A 17,470-nucleotide genomic window follows, 5' to 3' on the forward strand; every position below is an offset into this window, starting at 1 on the left:
AAAAAAATGGCTCAACGTCTCTATATAAAGAGACGCTAAGCCATTTACTTAACGCGGTACCACCCTTATTGATTCCATTATGAATCCACCTTAGTAGTAATCGTTTGATTACAAACCTAATATCGAAGGTTAACCGTTAAGATTTACTAAGAATGTGATTCCGTTCCACCTTACTGCTCCTAGGCGAGTTCAGGATGTCATTTGACTATGTCACACCAACCCATAGCTCTCTGTACAAATATACGACCTTACTACTCCTATTCAACACATTTAAATATTTAGAATATATTTTCTTTTGAAATTAATATGAAGTATATCGGTTATATTTGTAACTGTCAAGGGATATATTAAATTTTAATGAGAAAATGCGGAATTCCTTCCCCTATTATTAAGGGATAAGCCTTGTACAGTCCCTTGGAAAAGCACTCGCTTCTCTCACATTCGATAATTCTAAAAATTTATATACAACTCTCTCTAACCCAATTCCAAAACCACCGTGCGGGGGACAACCGTATCGAAATGTATTTAAATACGATTGAAATTTATCGGGATGTAATCCTTTTTCGTTAAACGAAGCGAGTAACATTTCATAATTATGAATTCGCTGTGCTCCTGATGTTATTTCTAATCCTTTATATAGTAAGTCGAACGAATCAGTTATAGCTGGATTCTCTTTATTCGGCATCGTATACATCGGTCTCGCTTCTTTCGGATAATGTGTAATGAAAACAAACTCACTCTTATATGTTTCCTTCACATATTTCCCTAGTAACTTCTCACCTTCTGTATCTAAATCCCCAATTGGCGATTCTTTCCGATACTTACTTTTCAAAATTTCTTGCGCTTCTAACAATGTGATTTTCGGTATTTCTGTAATGACAGGTACTTCTATTTGTAATAGTTGTAGTTCTTTCTCACAGTTTTTTGCTACTTGTTGAAACATATATCGTAATACATCCGTTTCTAATTGCATCACTTCATGAAAATCATTTATAAAGCCAATCTCTACGTCTAACGATATATATTCATTTAAATGACGGGAAGAATTGTGATGTTCCGCTCTATATACAGGTGCAATTTCAAAAACACGTTCTAATCCTCCCGCTACCATCATTTGCTTGTAAAACTGTGGTGATTGAGCTAAATACGCTTCTTTTTGGAAGTATGGAAGCTTAAAAACATTTGCTCCTCCTTCTGCCCCTTGCGAAACAATTTTTGGAGTAAATATACGTGTGAAATCGTTTTCTATAAGGAATTCACTAAAGCTCTGGACGAGCGTAGATTTCACTTTAAATATAGCAGCGGTTCGCTCATGTCTTAATGATAATACCCGTTCATTCAGTAGTTGATCTAAGCCAACTTGTAACTTCTTTTTATTTATTTCAAATGGAAGTGGTTCTGCACCGTTTATTACTTTCACTTCATGCGCAAGTAATTCAACACCCAATTCTGTTTTCGTTGTTTCGACTATCTCGCCGATTACATGGACGACACTTTCTACATCAACTTTATATCCAGCTAATTCATTTTCTAATACACATTGAATTACCCCTGTTCTGTCCCGTAATAATAAAAAACTAACATTTCCAAGATGACGAATCTTTTTTACCCACCCTTGAAGTAATACAACTTTTCCGCCTTGCTTTGTACATTCTTTTGTGAGTGAACGCTTCATTATTGACTCCATTATTTTTCCCTCCGGTAATTTTATAGTTATTTACGATATTGTTGTTGTCATCGTCATCATCCACGGTCACTCACCTCCCTTAAAAGAATACAAAAATCCGCCCCTATAAATAGGGACGGATTTTTCCGCGGTACCACCCAAATTGTCATAATGACCATCTTAGTCCTGATAACGGTAGGTACCGTTTGCTTTTACTAATTATCACGTTCAAAGCAACACTCACAGGTGTCTTTCCATCATGCGGTATCGCAATCTTCTCAGCAACCGATTGCTCTCTGTAGACCTTTGCATCATGTACTTTTCCTGATCATCACTTTTTATATTTACAGAGTATTCTATCTCTTCGTACTATAAAATGCAAGCACTTTTAAATATATTTTAATTTTTCACATCCACTTTTGTACAATTTCCTCTAAAGCCATTCCGCGTGAACCTTTCAATAAAACAACATCTTTTTTCGTTACTACTTTTAATACTTCCTCTGCTATCTCGGCTTTATTATCAAATGATTGTACTTTTCCTGCATGATAGTTCTTTCTTGCTTCTTCCGCTACAATTTTGGCTAACTCTCCATACGTAAATACATATTGAATACTATCCTCATTTAACATTTTACCAATTTCTCTATGATATGTTTCAGCTTTCTTGCCTAACTCCAACATATCCCCAATCACTATCATTTTTTTCTTATAGGCATTTAACTTCTGTAACGTTTCAATTGCAGCCTTCATGGAGGAAGGATTGGCATTCCATGCATCGTTAATAATCGTAAAACCTGTTTTAGCGGTTAAAAACTGAAAGCGCATTTGTGTAATATTTATTTGCTGCAATGCTTCTTGTATTTTTTCTGTAGAGACTTTGTAAAATTGACCTACAGCGATTCCGACAATCGTATTAAAAATATTATGTTTTCCATGTAAGGGAACATCGTACTGTATTTTTGAATGATTTAATTTAAAATGAACACCATATTCATCTAATTGTACGTTCGTTGGAAACAAATCATTTGTATACTTTCCACCAAACGACTTACTTTCTATACCTAGCGTATTAATATGTTGAGAAAGTAATGGCTCATCACCATTATATAAGAACAGTCCATCGTCATGTAATCCGTCTACAATTTCAAATTTAGCCTTCGCAATCTCTTCTCTTGATCCAAGCGTCTCTAGATGTGACTGTCCAATCATTGTAATAATCGCTACATCTGGCTGTGCGATTCGTGATAAATTTCGAATTTGTCCTTTTTCACTCATTCCCATTTCAAGTATTAAGAACTCAGTATTTCGTTCCATTTCTAAAATTGTTAACGGCAAACCGATTTGACTATTAAAATTACCTTTTGTTTTATGCACTCTATAAGTTGAACTTAAAATGCTTCCTATTATATCTTTTACCGTAGTCTTGCCATTACTACCTGTAATTCCTATTACTTTTACATTTATCTCTCTTCGATAAAATTGTGCCAATTGTTGCAAAGCAAACAAAGTGTCATCCACAAATATAATTGGAATCCCTTTTGGCGGAGTACCGTAAGACTTTTTCCACAAGGAAGCGACAGCTCCATTATCCATTGCTTCTTTCACATACTCATGCCCATCTTTCATCCTAATGATTGGAACAAATAAATTTCCTTCTTTCATGTTTTTGGAATCTATACAGACACCATGTATTTCTAAATGATGAAATGATTCGTATAACCCTTCTCCATCTATTACTTCTTCAAGTTTTTTCAAATTCATTTGAATCAAAGCATCATCTTTTTCCATTAAATTACATACTTACTGTTTTATTTACACATATTAATAAAAATTTTATAGCGAGGTGTGTATATGCAAAAAGCGATTAGTTTCTTTCTCCTATTGTTTTGCCTAATTGTAGTAAACGAAACATACGCCTATTCACCAAAATCTTTACCAATCTCTCAAAACTCTGATCAATGGCAAGTGAATATTGCTGAACCGAAAAAAGTAAACAAAAAAAAGCTTCAAGCTAAAAAAGATGAATTCCAAACTTATCAATTTTCAGTAAAAAATGTTGGAAACAGTGAAGTATATAACGTACAAGTCGAAGTATTCCGCAACGAACCAAAAACAAAAACGAAATATGAACTCTTCTCTCTCAAGGAAAGTCGTTTAGCAAGTGGAAAAACTGGATTTGAACACGCTAATTTACCTGTTGCTACAAAAGCAGATGAAGTTGATGTTATTATTACATGGCAAGAACACCCTTTCCGCTCCATGCGAAATGGTCAAAAAGTGGAGTCTAGAAAATTTAAAGAGCATTTTGTTTTTAAAGACGAAAAAAAATAAATGAAATGCGAATAAATTCACATTATCATTCATATAGCTTACTTTACTAGTACCAGTTCTAAGGCAAATTAAAAAGTCGTGGCTTATACATGCCACGACTTTTTATATTAATTCGTACTAATTCCTCTCGCTGCCCAAATACGATCGATATCAGCGGCATGTTGTCCGCCATATAAAAGAGCATCTGCTTGCTTAATTGCTTTCGCTCCATCACTGAATTTAGAGTTTGGTGTTAACGACCAGTGCGATTGTAAAATAATTTTCGTTGCTACATCACGACCAAATGCTTGCGCCATCTCATATTGTCCTTGAGCCCAAATTTCTCCATCATCATGTACTTCATTCGTAATATCTTTCGGATACACTTTATTATTATCTAATCGGCGTAAGCACGTTGGATCTGAACTAGAATAAGCAGTCGCATCCCATTCTCCAACACATGCTTTTCCGTAGCCTGTTGTTGATACTGCATCTTCATACGTAGCACCTAAGAAATCACCAAATCCTTCTCCCATCGCTCCACCTTCTGCAGAACTACCGAAGCCAGGAACTTGGTTATCTTGAATTGAATGTCCATATTCATGTGCGATAATACCAGCATCTTCTGCATCATCTACTCCACCAGTACCAAATGTTAAAGCTTTCGTTGTCGGAGAATAAAACGAGTTGTCCGCCGTCGTTCCATTTACATTCACTTTAATAGAGCGATTATTAATATTTTTAAAACCTAGACTTTGAATATAACGTTGTAAAGTATCGATATGATAATACGACATCACATCTTCAAAGCTATCATTTGCACGTGTATAGTTAAATTGTAAGTTTGTAGATTTCGTTTTTGCTTTTGAAGAAATCGTTACATACTCTCCAATTAAAAATCCTGTCCCATCTAAACCTTTTAACGTAACAGTCTTTAATTGGTTCGTTAATGCTGTTGAATCTGCATCATTGTTATCTTTTAAACCTACTTTACTACCGCTAGATACAACTGGATTGGGTAAAAATACTTTTCCTGATCCTTCTGCTTTACGGTTTATATCAACCTTTTTAATTAACTTTCCATTTTCTGCATCAACAAATGTTTCCCATGCACCAAATGGATTATTAGAATGGACTACAACTTTATATACTGGACGAGCAATTCCTTCTTCAACAATATATCCAAATTCTTTCTCTGTAGGAGCCCATAAGTTTTGTTCACTTACTTCTCCAACATACGCCATTGATTTTTGTATTGCATCTTTTTCACTAATTTTTGTTGTAACTTCCTTCACACCTTTAACAGATTGATAATCAGAAACAGCAAGTACTCCTTTTCCCTCACCGTTAAGAGTAACTGTAATTTGTTTTGAAAATACAGGCGCACCATTCACAACTTGTTGGAACCTAACATATGAAGCTACTGACGTTTCTGTTGTAGAAATATATTGCAAGTCTGAAAGGTCTGCTTTTAATCCATACTGCGCAGCATTTTCTTTTAAATATTCTGTTGCTTTTTTCTGAGGCGAATAAGCTTCTAGCTTTACTTGCTGTTGTTTTTCCAATGCCGAAACTGTAGAAATTGTCCCCATTACTAACGGCACAGTCATTGCCATTGCCACCATTTTTTTATTAAACATAGAACCACTCCCCCTAATAAAGTAGCTCAACCTTATCCCATTACCACTAGGCAATCATTCCCCACAAAATGGGGGGATAAAAATTGAATCTACGAGTAATTCTCTATGAACAATTCTATTACCTTTCCATTCAGGAGGCGTGAAAATTTCTCAATATTTATGTGTAAAGCGCAAACAATACTTTAGAAAGAAATTTTCTTGAGGTCCTATCGAATCGATTATGAAAAAATTAGCCGGATAAATATCTATCATACAAAAAAGGAAGTTGGAATGATTCCAACTTCCTTTTCTTTACTTAGTCGCGCTTAATTTAATACGAACTTTCGTCTCACCTAAAGATAGTTCATCATCTTCATTCGTTAAGTGACCAAATGTAAATTGTTTAACGAGTAAGTTTTCTTCCAACAACTCTTTATGATTCGTTAACGTTTGCTGTAGTTCTTCCTCTGTATCAAGAATTACATCTACTCGTAAATTAACAGGTAAATTCAACTGCTTACGATATTCTTGAACGGCGCGAATGAATTCACGTGCTACCCCTTCTTGTAGCAATTCTTCCGTTACATTCGTATCTAACATTACTGAATATTGTCCGTTAGTTGTATTAGAGAATCCAGATTTCGCAACTTTCTCTACTAATACATCTTCAGTCGTTACAACTATTTCTTCTCCTGATGCTACTTCGTAAACTGCTCTTTCTGTAGAAACAAAGTTTTGTACCTCGTCTTGTGATAATTGTTTTAGCCAGCCATTTACTGCATTCACATTTTTACCGAACTTCGGCCCAGCCGTTTTAAAGTTCAGCTTTAATTGATAGGACGTGTATTTCGTTTCATCGAGTTCAACATGGAACGCCTTCACATTTAACTCATCCATAACGATATCACGATAAGATTCCCAATCCATATCATTTTCATTATGCTCAAGTAATACAAGTTCCGCTAACGGCTGTTTTACTTTTAAAGAATGTTGATTACGATTACTTCTTCCAAGTTCAACAACTTGTAAAACTGCATCCATTTCCGCTTCTAATTTCGGCTGAAGTAGTGATTCATTTACAACTGGATAATCCTCTAAATGAACGCTACTTCCAGTTAAATTCAAATGAATATCTTCAGCGACAAACGGTGTAAACGGTGCGATTAATTTACTAATTGTCACAAGCACTTCGTGAAGTGTCTCATACGCAGCTGCTTTTTCAGCATTCATACCAGATTCCCAGAAACGATTACGTGATCGCCTTACGTACCAATTACTTACTTCATCTACAAGCGCCGCGATTTCACGAGCTGCATTCGTAAATTGATAATCATCAAGTGCAGTTCTCACTTTTTTCGTTGTGCTATGCAATCTTGATAATACCCATTCATCCAATTTCGTCCGCTTTACGTCATACGTTTCGTTCGGATTATACTCATCTAAATTTGCATATAAAACGTAGAAGCTATACACATTGACTAATGTATCTACAAATTTAGATTTTGCTTCTAAAACTGTTCTTTCAGAAAAACGCTTCGCATTCCACGGAGCACTGTCAACGAGTAAAGCCCATCTTAAAGCATCAGCACCAAACTTCTCTACTAAATCAACTGGATCTAGTGCATTCCCTTTACTTTTAGACATTTTCTGTCCTTCCTCGTCTAGAACATGCCCTAGTGATAGCACTCGTTTATACGGTACTTTTCCAGTATATAGTGCTGATACAGCTAATAAACTATAAAACCAGCCGCGTGTTTGATCAATTCCTTCTGCAATTACATCTGCTGGAAACTGTTCTTCAAATAACTCTTTATTTTCAAACGGATAATGATATTGCGCAAATGGCATCGAACCACTATCAAACCAAACATCAATTACTTCTGGTGTACGATTCATCGCACTTCCGCATTTTTCGCAGTTAACTTGCACTTCATCTACATACGGCTTGTGCAATTCTAAATCTTCAGGTGTTTCTTTCGTACTATGCTTTCTTAAATCAGCAATGCTTTTCGGTGCGAATTGATGATCGCAACTTTCACATTCCCATACGTTTAATGGTGTTCCCCAATATCTATTTCGGCTAATATTCCAGTCCACCATGTTTTCTAAAAACTTACCAAATCTTCCATGTTTCATATGATCTGGATACCAAGTAACAGTATCGTTGTTTTGTAAAAATGTATCTTTAATTGCAGTCGTTCGGATTAACCAACTTTCACCTGCATAATAAAGAAGTGGTGAATCACAGCGCCAACAATGTGGGTAACTATGCTCATACTTTTCTTTATGATAAAGTAAACCCTCCTTCGCTAAATAACGAACGATATCTACGTCACAATCTTTTACAAATTTACCTTTCAAAAATGGTACTGCTTCTGTATACTCTCCTTTCTCATCTACAACATGTAAGAATGACAACCCTTCACTTTGAACGACTCTATAATCGTCCTCTCCATATGCTGGAGCAATATGAACGAGTCCTGTACCACTATCTGCCGTTACAAAATCTGCTCCGATAACGCGGTACCCATTTGTAACTTCTTTCATCGGAAACGGTGCTGTATAACAAGTATTTAATAATTCTTCTCCTTTATGAACAGATAATACTTCATAGTTTTCTTTTAATACATCTCGTACACGTTCTTTCGCAACAATGTATACATGACCTTCTTGTTTCGCTTTCACGTATTCCATATTTGGATGTACAGCGAGTGCAACATTTGCTGGAAGTGTCCAAGGTGTTGTCGTCCAACCTAGGAAGTATTCATTGTCACTATCTTTCACTTTAAACTTAACTGTTGCACTTAAATCTTTTACTGTTTTATACCCTTGGGCAACCTCATGTGAACTTAGTGAAGTTTGACAACTTGGGCAATATGGTGAAACTCTATGCCCTTTATACAATAATCCTTTTTCATGAATCGTCCCTAAAATATGCCATACACTTTCGATATATGGATTCTCTAACGTAACGTATGGATCATCCATATCTACCCAATAACCGATACTTTCAGTGAATTCACGCCACTGTTTCTCATATGTGAATACACTCTCTTTACACTTCTTAATAAATGGTTCAATTCCATACTCTTCGATTTCATGTTTACCAGAAATACCGAGTTGCTTCTCAACACCTAATTCTACAGGTAAGCCGTGCGTATCCCATCCCGCTTTTCTTAATACTTTATAACCAGCCATCGTTTTATATCTTGCTACTACATCTTTAATTGTTCGTCCAAGTGCATGACCTACATGCGGTAGTCCGTTCGCCGTTGGTGGTCCTTCATAAAACACAAAAGATTGTGCGCCTTCTCGATTCTGAATTGATTGTTCGAAAATGCTCTGCTCGTTCCACTGTTTACGAATACGTGTTTCTCTCCCTACAGCTGACTCTTTTACATCTACTTTCTTCATCTACAATCACTCCTTTTGAATGTTTTAAAGCACACAAAAAACCCGTCCCTATAAAATAGGGACGGGTTTACCCGCGATACCACCCTAATTCTATTAGCTCTTCACTAATAGCACTTAGCAACGTACTATCATACGTGTTCTTTGTAACGGTAGACATCCGTCCGAGCTTACTCATTTTCAGCCTCGGCTCCTCGGAGATGATTTTCAAATAACGTCTGCACACCGGCTTTCAGCAACATACCGGCTCTCTGGGGAACAGTACACTATTTTACTCTTTCTCGTCTTCAGATTTGTATACTTTGTTAAAAGCTATTTTATGCCATTTGGCAATCAATTGTCAACTAATTCGAAATATATATTTAATTATGCCCTTTTTTCACTATTCTTATACAATTACTTTTCAAATTCTCGCAGTGCTGCTAAATTTTCATCATCCTCGATAAGTTCAGCGAAAAATCCCAACTCATCCTCACGAAGTACAATTTCAAGCTCTTCCTTCGCCTCTTCATTCCTGTTTAACTGTGCTAAATAACAAGCACGATCGTATCTCGCTAACAAATCACTCGCATCCATTGTTATTACTTCATTTGTTATTTTTTCTGCCTTTATCGTTTGGCCAGCACCATGATATGAAGATGCTAAAGAAAGAAGAATTGCTGTTTCATTCGGATGATGGATAGAAGCATTTTCTAATACGTGAATTGCCTCTTCAAACCTCTCTTGACTTTGATATATTTCTCCTAAAGCAAGAAATGCTCTACTTACAAATGGTGTTTGCTCCGTTAATTGTAAAGTAATCTTTTCTGCTTTTCTTTCTTCTCCTGCTTTAAAGAATACTTGTGCCTGAAGAAGAAGAGTATCGTAATCATCTGGTAACTCTCGAACCATTTGCTTCGTTAATTCCATAGCATCTCTTAACATACCTTCTTCCTCGCACTCAACGAAAAGATTTACAAGTTGCTTCGCTACTTCATAATCCCATTTATTTTCTAGTGACGTGTGCAGAATCTCTATTGCTTCTCTATTCATCTCTACATTCTCATAAAATAGCGCAAATCGCTGCGCTGCCATACTATTTTTCGGATTTAACTGTAACGAAATTTCATATAAATCAATGATTGTAGTAATAATCGAAATTTCTTTCGCACGGTTTTTCATACGATAAAGAGCTCTCGTAAATATGGATTTCTTCGGCTGTTCATTTTGTTGACGTTCAATCCATCTTTCTGTAACTGCAGATGCAGCGTACATAAACGCCATACTTCTTTCTGCCTTTTTTACTTTTAATATGTGAAGAAAATCTCGTATGTTAGACCATTTCTTATGTTGTTCTATCGCTTTTACATATACATCAAATATACGTTCATTATTTACATCTTTTTGTATAACCTTCATTGCAATTTCAATTGCTTTTGCATTTCTATTTTTCACTAATACTTTTGCATAATGATATAAAACTTCTGTATGCTCACTATCTAATCGTAGTGCCTCTTCAATCTGTGCTTGTTCTTTATCTATTTCATCCATCGCTCCATACACATATGCAATCGCATCTAATCGCCATATTTCAGGCACTTCGTCCACTAATTGTTCTAGTTCAGTCAGCAACTCTTTCTGAAGATTCATTTCTACTGAAAGCTGCGCCAAATATTCCATATTAATATGCAGCGGCTCTTCTTTCATCGCCTGAACCATATGACTTTGTTCCTTAGAACGATTTTCTTCTTTTTCATATATTTCCGCAAGCTGTAAATGTACACCGACAAAATTCCCATCAAGCTCTAAACATGTTTCATATGCCTGTTTTGCTTCCGTCAATTGTCCTAATGCCATAAGTGTTTCACCAATTCGGTAATACGGTAATGCCGTTTCCTTTTGTTCTATCGCCCTTTTATATCTTTTCATCGCTTGGCCATATTGTCCGATAGATTCATATAAAATACCTGTATAACAACCATATTCACTTACTTCATTTCTTTCTTTTTGTAACGTTCTTAAGAATGCTATACCTCGCTGCACAAATACCGTTCCTTTAATTCGATTCACATATTCATCTAACGCGCTTGCTACATTATATTCGCTCTGCTTTATACCACTCTCTAACTTAGACAATGCTACTTTAAACCCTTCTTCACTTCCACCAAGTTCAACTTCAGCATCCCATAAAACCATTCCCGCATTCATAAGAAAATCTTGGCTCTTTTCAATTTGTTTTCCAATACCAAGAATATATTCTTTTGCTTCCTTATATTGTTCTCTTGCCATATAAACTTGCGTAAGTCCGAAGTGAGAATAAACATCATCATGATTTTCTTCTAAAGCACGAGTATACAACGATTCTGCTTCTTCCAGGCTATCATTTTGAAAATGATAGTCACCCAGTTTTACATATAGAGGTGCCTTATCATCACAATTCTCAATACCTTTTAATAAAATTTCTTTCGTACTTTCTTCATCCTTCAGATCAGATTCGTATATTTCTGCAAGTTTCGTATAAATGTAAGGTGCATTACTATCCAAATGAATCGCTACTTGAAGCCCTTTTATCGCTAAATGTAATTTCCCTAAATGATGCGCACATCTCGCTCGCTCATACCATACATGTGCCTCATTTTTATACTCTCTTAACAGGTCGTTAAAGATTTCATACGCTTCTTCATATCTTTCTAAATCTATTAATATTAACCCGTGATTCGTTAAAGTAAATCTTTCTGGACTACGTTCTAAAGCAACTTGAGAAAACTGCAATGCCTTATCAGATTGATCGATATACATATAGGATAACGCAAGGAAACTCCAAGCAATCGGCTGATCTGCGTCTAATTGTAATGAGGAACGAAAACTTGAAATCGCTTCTATATAACTCTCCTGCTCAAAAGCATATCTTCCGTTTATGAAATGATATAAAGCACGATTATTTTTCTTCTCAACACTCGCAAGCATGTGCCCAGCTTTTTCTAACTCTTCCAGGCGAATAAAGCACTGTGCACCATGTAATTTAACAAAATCTGAGTTAGGAAATTTCTCCATTAACTTTTCTATACAATATAAAATAAATTCTTTATCTACTTCAACATCTAAATGCTTAACTGTATATAACCACGTATTCGGATTATCACTCGTCCCTTTTAAAAACTGTACTAAGTCATGAATCCCCTCTTTATCTTGTTCATCCAAATGATCTGTTAAAGAAAAAATAGATTTAAAATAATGATGTTCTTCTTCATTTAAAAATGATAGTAGTTCCTTCTTTTCTTGCGGAACAAACGTAATTGCTAAACAACCTGTATAACGATATTTTTCTTGTAACTTACTATATTCCACAATAACTGGCTCTATAAAGTTCGGATCTTGAACATAAAAGGCCTGCAATGTATCATCATACCCAGCTAGTACTTGTACATGTGAAGCATGCTCAATATCTATACTTAATAAAACAGGAATTCCTCCATCAATCAGTCTCTTATAATTCTCTTCATTACCTTTAAAATAACGATATTCATAACCTAATTCGTCTAAATAAGAAACAGTATCTGAAAACTTCGATCCTGTCATATCAAAAATAAACTCCGCTATTTCATCTTGTGTACGTTTTTCTCCCCATAATTGCAACATCATTTCTAAACTTGTCGGCACACAATAATTATCCTTTTGTACAATGGGAACGATCGGCAGGTGAACCTTTTTTCCATCTGGATTTTTTTCTAAATTATGATATAAAGACCCTTTTAAACTTTTTTCTTCTTTTAATAACTGTTGTAAATCTACAAGTTTATTCATTTTGTACAGTGCTTCTGCTCGTAAATGTACGAAATAAGCTTTATACGCATGATAAGGAAGCTGTTTATTTATGTTATCTATTACTGATAACATATCTTCGTACTTCCCTAAATCTAATACATATTTTATCTTTTCAAAATGAAAATATGGTACTTGTGGGAACTTTACAATTGCATCATCAATTAGCTGCAATGCACGTTTTTGTTCTCCTTTATTCGCATATAACTGTGATAATAAATAGGTAGATAACTCTTCACAATCTTTATGCTGCATACCAGCTATAAATTGTTCTTCTGCTTTCTCCCATTCACCTGTATGCATATAGACGTATCCCCATTTATCAAACACGGCACGTTCACTGTACTCCTCTGCTTTTTGCATATAGATTAGCGCTTCTTCATTTCGTTTCATTTCTAAAAGACATCTTACTAACGTAAAATATGTTTTCGCTAAAAAATCGGCATCTATTTCTTCTTTATTGCTCTCTTTTAAAACGCCTTTTAGCAACTGTTCTGCTTCAAGAATTTTCCGCTCATCAATTAACTCATCACAATATAAAGAGAGCGTTCTCATATTTGGGAATTTTTTATAGGCGTAGCGAATGAGGAATGAACTGTATTGGTGCATAAGCCCTTCATCAGTAAGACGTATTAATATATCAAACTCCTTATGTGAAGGAATATTAGCAAGCCAATTCTTCACATAAGATAAAGTATTCTTTTCTTTTATATATGAAATTTCATTATTTATTTCCTGTAATCCATCTATAAATCTCTTGTCTTTCAAACAAGCATCTAACTGCTTAAAATCTAGCATGTATTCACCTCGAATATTTATTTATACTGCTGCTTGCTTAGATTTTACACATCATATTGTATGTATTCAACTAAAATCTCCTATAATGGATAGTATTATTTAATATTATTCAAATTTATAACAAAATATAGTCAAAATGATTGTTTTTCTCTGTATTTTGTTTGATTATATGGAATAACGTAACATGTGGATCTTATTTTTATATAGCTGAAATCATTACATGAAATTATATCGGCGATAATTCAAATATATCAGCGATTCTTTCATTTTATCGACGATTTTCAAAATATATCGACCGATTCTTAAAATATATCAGCGATTCTTTCATTTTATCGGCGATTTTCAAAATATATCGACCGATTCTTAAAATATATCAGCGATTATATGCCGAATATCGACTTATCGACATTCAGCGACATGTTTCATCGTATTACTACCTATTAACATACTATTTCACCAAATGTAATTTTCATATTCGGAGCGTACACTAATGAAGAATGTATATGAAATGCTTTAAAAAATCGTAGTTCAGCTTCATATTGAGCTAGCGCATCATCATATGTTAATCCTCTGTCTATTAAACGTCCTATAAATTGCTGTTTATCACCTGGATTCCCCGCAATCCCCTCTTCCTTTAATGAATGATACAACTTCGCTTTACCATGATGGTGCATATTAGAATCTAAAAAGTTCACTTTATCACTTACTCTACATTCAATATTTTCCACGCCTAATTCACTTAAATATATCGGTATTTTCATACCAATATTTCCATCTTTTCCGCTTCTCTGTGTGTCACTTTCAAATAACTTCTGCAAAGTGCCTAACCTAATAAATTCCGATTGATTCTCCCCATCTAAAAAGTATGAAGACATATTTGATATCCAATGTGGTTCAAAACAGATTATTTTTCCGCCCTTTTTAACTGAATGTATCATTTTTTGTAGTATTGTTTCTGGAGTAGTCATATGTAATAAGAAAGCATGACAGATTGCTATATCGTATTTATCGTTCAGTTCAATTTCTGTAGCATCTCCTTCAAGAAATTGTGACTCATACGGAAGTAAACGAAACAATTCTCTCGCTTCAGCAAGTAATGTTCCCCCGCTATCAATGCCTGTATACTTTGAACCTTTTGGAAGTAATGGCATTAATACTAAGCCTAAATAACCATATCCACAACCGAAATCAACGATATGTACGGGCTTTTTAATCTTCCAAACTGTATTTACTAAAAAGCTTACATAATCGTCATTGTAATATAAATCTCTTGTATTTTTTAAATAAGTTAGTTTACTGTTCCAATCATACGTTTCCAACGTCTAACGCCTCCTTTTATATACAAAACTAAAGTTCTCTATATAATAGTCGTATTCCTACACTTTTCTTAAAATTTCAAAGCAAAAAGCTAGTGTGTTATTAACAAATACACTAGCTTTTTATTTGGAAGAAAAATTTAACAAGTACAATCACAATCAAAACAATCCGTACAATCTAAATCGCCACAATCTGCTTTTCTCTTTCTTTTGTTTCTCTTAAGATAATAATACAGTAGCCCAATCAATAGTATACAAATAGTAAAAGCTATTATTGCTTCTGTATACTTATTTTGAATCATAAAACCAATTCCACTTCCACCTGAAATAAAAATTAGAATTAAGTAAATCCAGAACATCTATGTAAATACCTCCGTTACTATATACCTTAAGATAATATCCAAATAACACTTGATGAAATAAATAACCCCATACCATTACCGCTTAATACACCAGTAGTTACTCTTAGTAAATTTGTGCTACTTCTCCATTTCCACTTTTGGGTAAATCCATCAATAAGTAACGGAATTTGAGCAGAAAATGATAGTATAATTGCAAAAAGAAATGAAAGTGTTATATAAAAATAAATTGGAAACATTAATATACCGATAAGCATGCCTGTACAACGCGCACATAAAGGTATGTATTTTTGTAGTTTAAGAAAACTTCTATCTGATCTTCTATGACAAGGAATTTGTAAAATCATATTTCGAATCAATATAAATCCTCCTCTCTAAAAAGATTTTAATTGATTTTGAAAATTAATTATATATCCAAATAAAAAACAAACCAGGTTTATATACTAAACCCAGTTTGTCAGTTTATTACTATGTTACATCTCCTCAGGTGCCTCCACCCCAAGTAAACGTAATCCCTCTTTTAATACAACCGTCACAGCATACACTAATGCCAGTCTACTGTCTTTCTCTTCACTCTCTTCTAATATACGCACATTCCCGTAATATTTATTAAACGATTGCGCTACATCTAATACGTATTTCGAAATAACCGATGGTTCATTTTTGTTGAAGGCTATTTCAATTACTTGTGGGAATTTATTAAGTAATTTTACAACGCTCCAGCTATGATCATCTTTTAATGCAAACGTACACGTTTCAAATTCTACGCTTTCTTTTCTTAAAATAGAGCAAGCACGTGCATGTGTGTATTGTACATATGGGCCTGTTTCCCCTTCAAATTTCAGCATATTTTCTAATGAGAATTCAATATTATGCATACGCTCATTTTTTAAATCGTGGAAGATAACTGCGCCAGCGCCGACTTGCTTTGCTACTTCTTCTTTCTGTTTTAAATTCGGATTTTTCTCTTCAATATTTTGTTTTGCAAGTTCGATTGCTTCCTCAAGTACTTCTTCTAGTAAAATAACTCTTCCTTTACGTGTCGACATTTTCTTACCATCTTTTAAAATGAACCCAAACGGTACATGTTCCATGCCGTCAACCCAAGTGTAGCCCAACTTTTTTAATACAGTGAAAAATTGATTGAAGTGTAAACTTTGTTCCGGGCCAACTACGTATAACGCTTTATCAAAACCAAATGTGTTTTGACGATATAGTGCTGCTGTTAAGTCACGCGTTGCATAAATCGTCGCACCATCTGATTTTCTAATTAAGCAAGGTGGCATTCCCTCTTCTTCTAAATTAACGACTAATGCGCCTTCTGACTCTTCAAGTAAATCATGTTCCTCTAAAATCCCAATAAAGTCTTCCATTAAATTATTATAAAAAGCTTCTCCTTGAAAATTAGTAAATTCCACACCGAGAAGTTCATAAATACGAGAAAATTCTTTTAAGGATTCGTGGCGGAACCAATTCCAAAGCTCAACAGCTTCTTCATCACCTTCTTCTAATTTCTTAAACCAAGCGCGTCCTTCTTCTTCTAATTCTTCGTCGTCTTTTACCTCTTCATGAAATTGAACATATAACTTAAATAATTCACGTATTGGATCCTCTTTCACTACTGCTTCATTTCCCCATTTTTTATAAGCTGTAATTAACTTTCCAAACTGTGTTCCCCAGTCTCCAATATAATTAATTCCTACAACTTCATAGCCACATTTTTCAGCGATATGTTTCAATGAATTTCCTATCATTGTAGAGCGTAAATGCCCCATTGAAAATGGCTTTGCGATATTAGGAGAGGAATAATCGATAACGACCGTTTTTTCATATCCAAAATGATTGTGACCGTACTCTTCTTTCTCCGCTAAAATCGTTTTTAATACTGTATCACTTACCGTTTCACGATTAAAAAAGACATTTACGTAAGGACCAACAGCCTCTACTTTCGCAAAAAACGGATCACTTAATTTCTGTGCAACTTCCTTTGCAATAATAGCCGGTGCTTTTTTATATTGCTTTGCTAATGAAAAGCATGGGAACGCTGCATCTCCGAATTCATCTTGTTTCGGTGTTTCAATTAAATCTAAAATTTGCTGTTGCGTTAATTCATTCGTAAAAATATTAGATAAACTTTCTGCAAACTGCTTTTTATAATCCATGCTACAACCTCCTTCATTTTTAAAAT

10 protein-coding genes and 3 other annotated features are annotated in these 17,470 nt (G+C 34.7%); of the genes, 1 reads left to right on the plus strand and 9 read right to left on the minus strand.

Features of this window, described 5'->3' with window-relative positions; genetic code table 11:
- Positions 1 to 25: 25 nt before the first annotated feature.
- Positions 26 to 274, minus strand: a binding site (T-box leader).
- 114 nt (positions 275 to 388) lie between these two features.
- On the minus strand, positions 389 to 1,687 hold the full coding sequence (gene aspS / locus BAQ46_RS18395) for an aspartate--tRNA(Asn) ligase (RefSeq protein WP_071742379.1): 1,299 nt from the start codon (positions 1,685 to 1,687) through the stop codon (positions 389 to 391).
- Positions 1,688 to 1,795: 108 nt separating this feature from the next.
- Positions 1,796 to 2,007 (minus strand) — a binding site (T-box leader).
- 66 nt (positions 2,008 to 2,073) lie between these two features.
- Entirely contained in the window at positions 2,074 to 3,456 is a 1,383-nt protein-coding gene (locus BAQ46_RS18405; protein ID WP_116777247.1) for a UDP-N-acetylmuramoyl-tripeptide--D-alanyl-D-alanine ligase, read from the minus strand.
- A gap of 63 nt (positions 3,457 to 3,519) precedes the next feature.
- Between BAQ46_RS18405 and BAQ46_RS18410 the strand changes: the two genes are divergently transcribed.
- Complete coding sequence (locus tag BAQ46_RS18410) at positions 3,520 to 3,999, plus strand: hypothetical protein (RefSeq protein WP_001167904.1); 480 nt, start codon at positions 3,520 to 3,522, stop codon at positions 3,997 to 3,999.
- Positions 4,000 to 4,106: 107 nt separating this feature from the next.
- On the opposite strand, the gene BAQ46_RS18415 is transcribed toward BAQ46_RS18410, so the two are convergent.
- The 7 genes from BAQ46_RS18415 to argS all read right to left on the minus strand — a co-directional run bounded on the left by BAQ46_RS18415 (position 4,107) and on the right by argS (position 17,444).
- A complete protein-coding gene (locus BAQ46_RS18415; protein ID WP_071742381.1) occupies positions 4,107 to 5,618 on the minus strand; it encodes a M36 family metallopeptidase in 1,512 nt (503 codons plus the stop codon).
- A gap of 291 nt (positions 5,619 to 5,909) precedes the next feature.
- A complete protein-coding gene (gene ileS / locus BAQ46_RS18420; RefSeq protein WP_071742383.1) occupies positions 5,910 to 9,011 on the minus strand; it encodes an isoleucine--tRNA ligase in 3,102 nt (1,033 codons plus the stop codon).
- A gap of 54 nt (positions 9,012 to 9,065) precedes the next feature.
- Positions 9,066 to 9,305: a binding site (T-box leader), on the minus strand.
- 99 nt (positions 9,306 to 9,404) lie between these two features.
- On the minus strand, positions 9,405 to 13,607 hold the full coding sequence (locus tag BAQ46_RS18425; protein ID WP_071742385.1) for a bacteriocin-processing peptidase family protein: 4,203 nt from the start codon (positions 13,605 to 13,607) through the stop codon (positions 9,405 to 9,407).
- A gap of 440 nt (positions 13,608 to 14,047) precedes the next feature.
- Positions 14,048 to 14,926: a class I SAM-dependent methyltransferase gene (locus tag BAQ46_RS18430; protein WP_071742387.1), complete on the minus strand. Its 879-nt coding sequence runs from the start codon at positions 14,924 to 14,926 to the stop codon at positions 14,048 to 14,050.
- A 137-nt stretch (positions 14,927 to 15,063) separates the two neighbouring features.
- Positions 15,064 to 15,282: a hypothetical protein gene (locus BAQ46_RS18435; protein ID WP_071742389.1), complete on the minus strand. Its 219-nt coding sequence runs from the start codon at positions 15,280 to 15,282 to the stop codon at positions 15,064 to 15,066.
- 29 nt (positions 15,283 to 15,311) lie between these two features.
- Positions 15,312 to 15,641, minus strand: a complete 330-nt coding sequence (locus BAQ46_RS18440) for a DUF2085 domain-containing protein (RefSeq protein WP_000620803.1) — start codon at positions 15,639 to 15,641, stop codon at positions 15,312 to 15,314.
- Between the two features lie 114 nt (positions 15,642 to 15,755).
- Entirely contained in the window at positions 15,756 to 17,444 is a 1,689-nt protein-coding gene (gene argS, locus BAQ46_RS18445) for an arginine--tRNA ligase (protein WP_071742391.1), read from the minus strand.
- Positions 17,445 to 17,470 lie beyond the last annotated feature (26 nt).

Origin of the sequence: Bacillus paranthracis, assembly GCF_001883995.1 — a bacterium.
Lineage (GTDB): Bacteria > Bacillota > Bacilli > Bacillales > Bacillaceae_G > Bacillus_A > Bacillus_A paranthracis.

Bases quoted from the DNA above. Each gene is read 5' to 3' on its own strand.
- aspS (WP_071742379.1), bottom strand. From the start codon at position 1,687: ATGGAGTCAATAATGAAGCGTTCACTCACAAAAGAATGTACAAAGCAA.
- BAQ46_RS18405 (WP_116777247.1), bottom strand. From the start codon at position 3,456: ATGGAAAAAGATGATGCTTTGATTCAAATGAATTTGAAAAAACTTGAA.
- BAQ46_RS18410 (WP_001167904.1), top strand. From the start codon at position 3,520: ATGCAAAAAGCGATTAGTTTCTTTCTCCTATTGTTTTGCCTAATTGTA.
- BAQ46_RS18415 (WP_071742381.1), bottom strand. From the start codon at position 5,618: ATGTTTAATAAAAAAATGGTGGCAATGGCAATGACTGTGCCGTTAGTA.
- ileS (WP_071742383.1), bottom strand. From the start codon at position 9,011: ATGAAGAAAGTAGATGTAAAAGAGTCAGCTGTAGGGAGAGAAACACGT.
- BAQ46_RS18425 (WP_071742385.1), bottom strand. From the start codon at position 13,607: ATGCTAGATTTTAAGCAGTTAGATGCTTGTTTGAAAGACAAGAGATTT.
- BAQ46_RS18435 (WP_071742389.1), bottom strand. From the start codon at position 15,282: ATGTTCTGGATTTACTTAATTCTAATTTTTATTTCAGGTGGAAGTGGA.
- argS (WP_071742391.1), bottom strand. From the start codon at position 17,444: ATGGATTATAAAAAGCAGTTTGCAGAAAGTTTATCTAATATTTTTACG.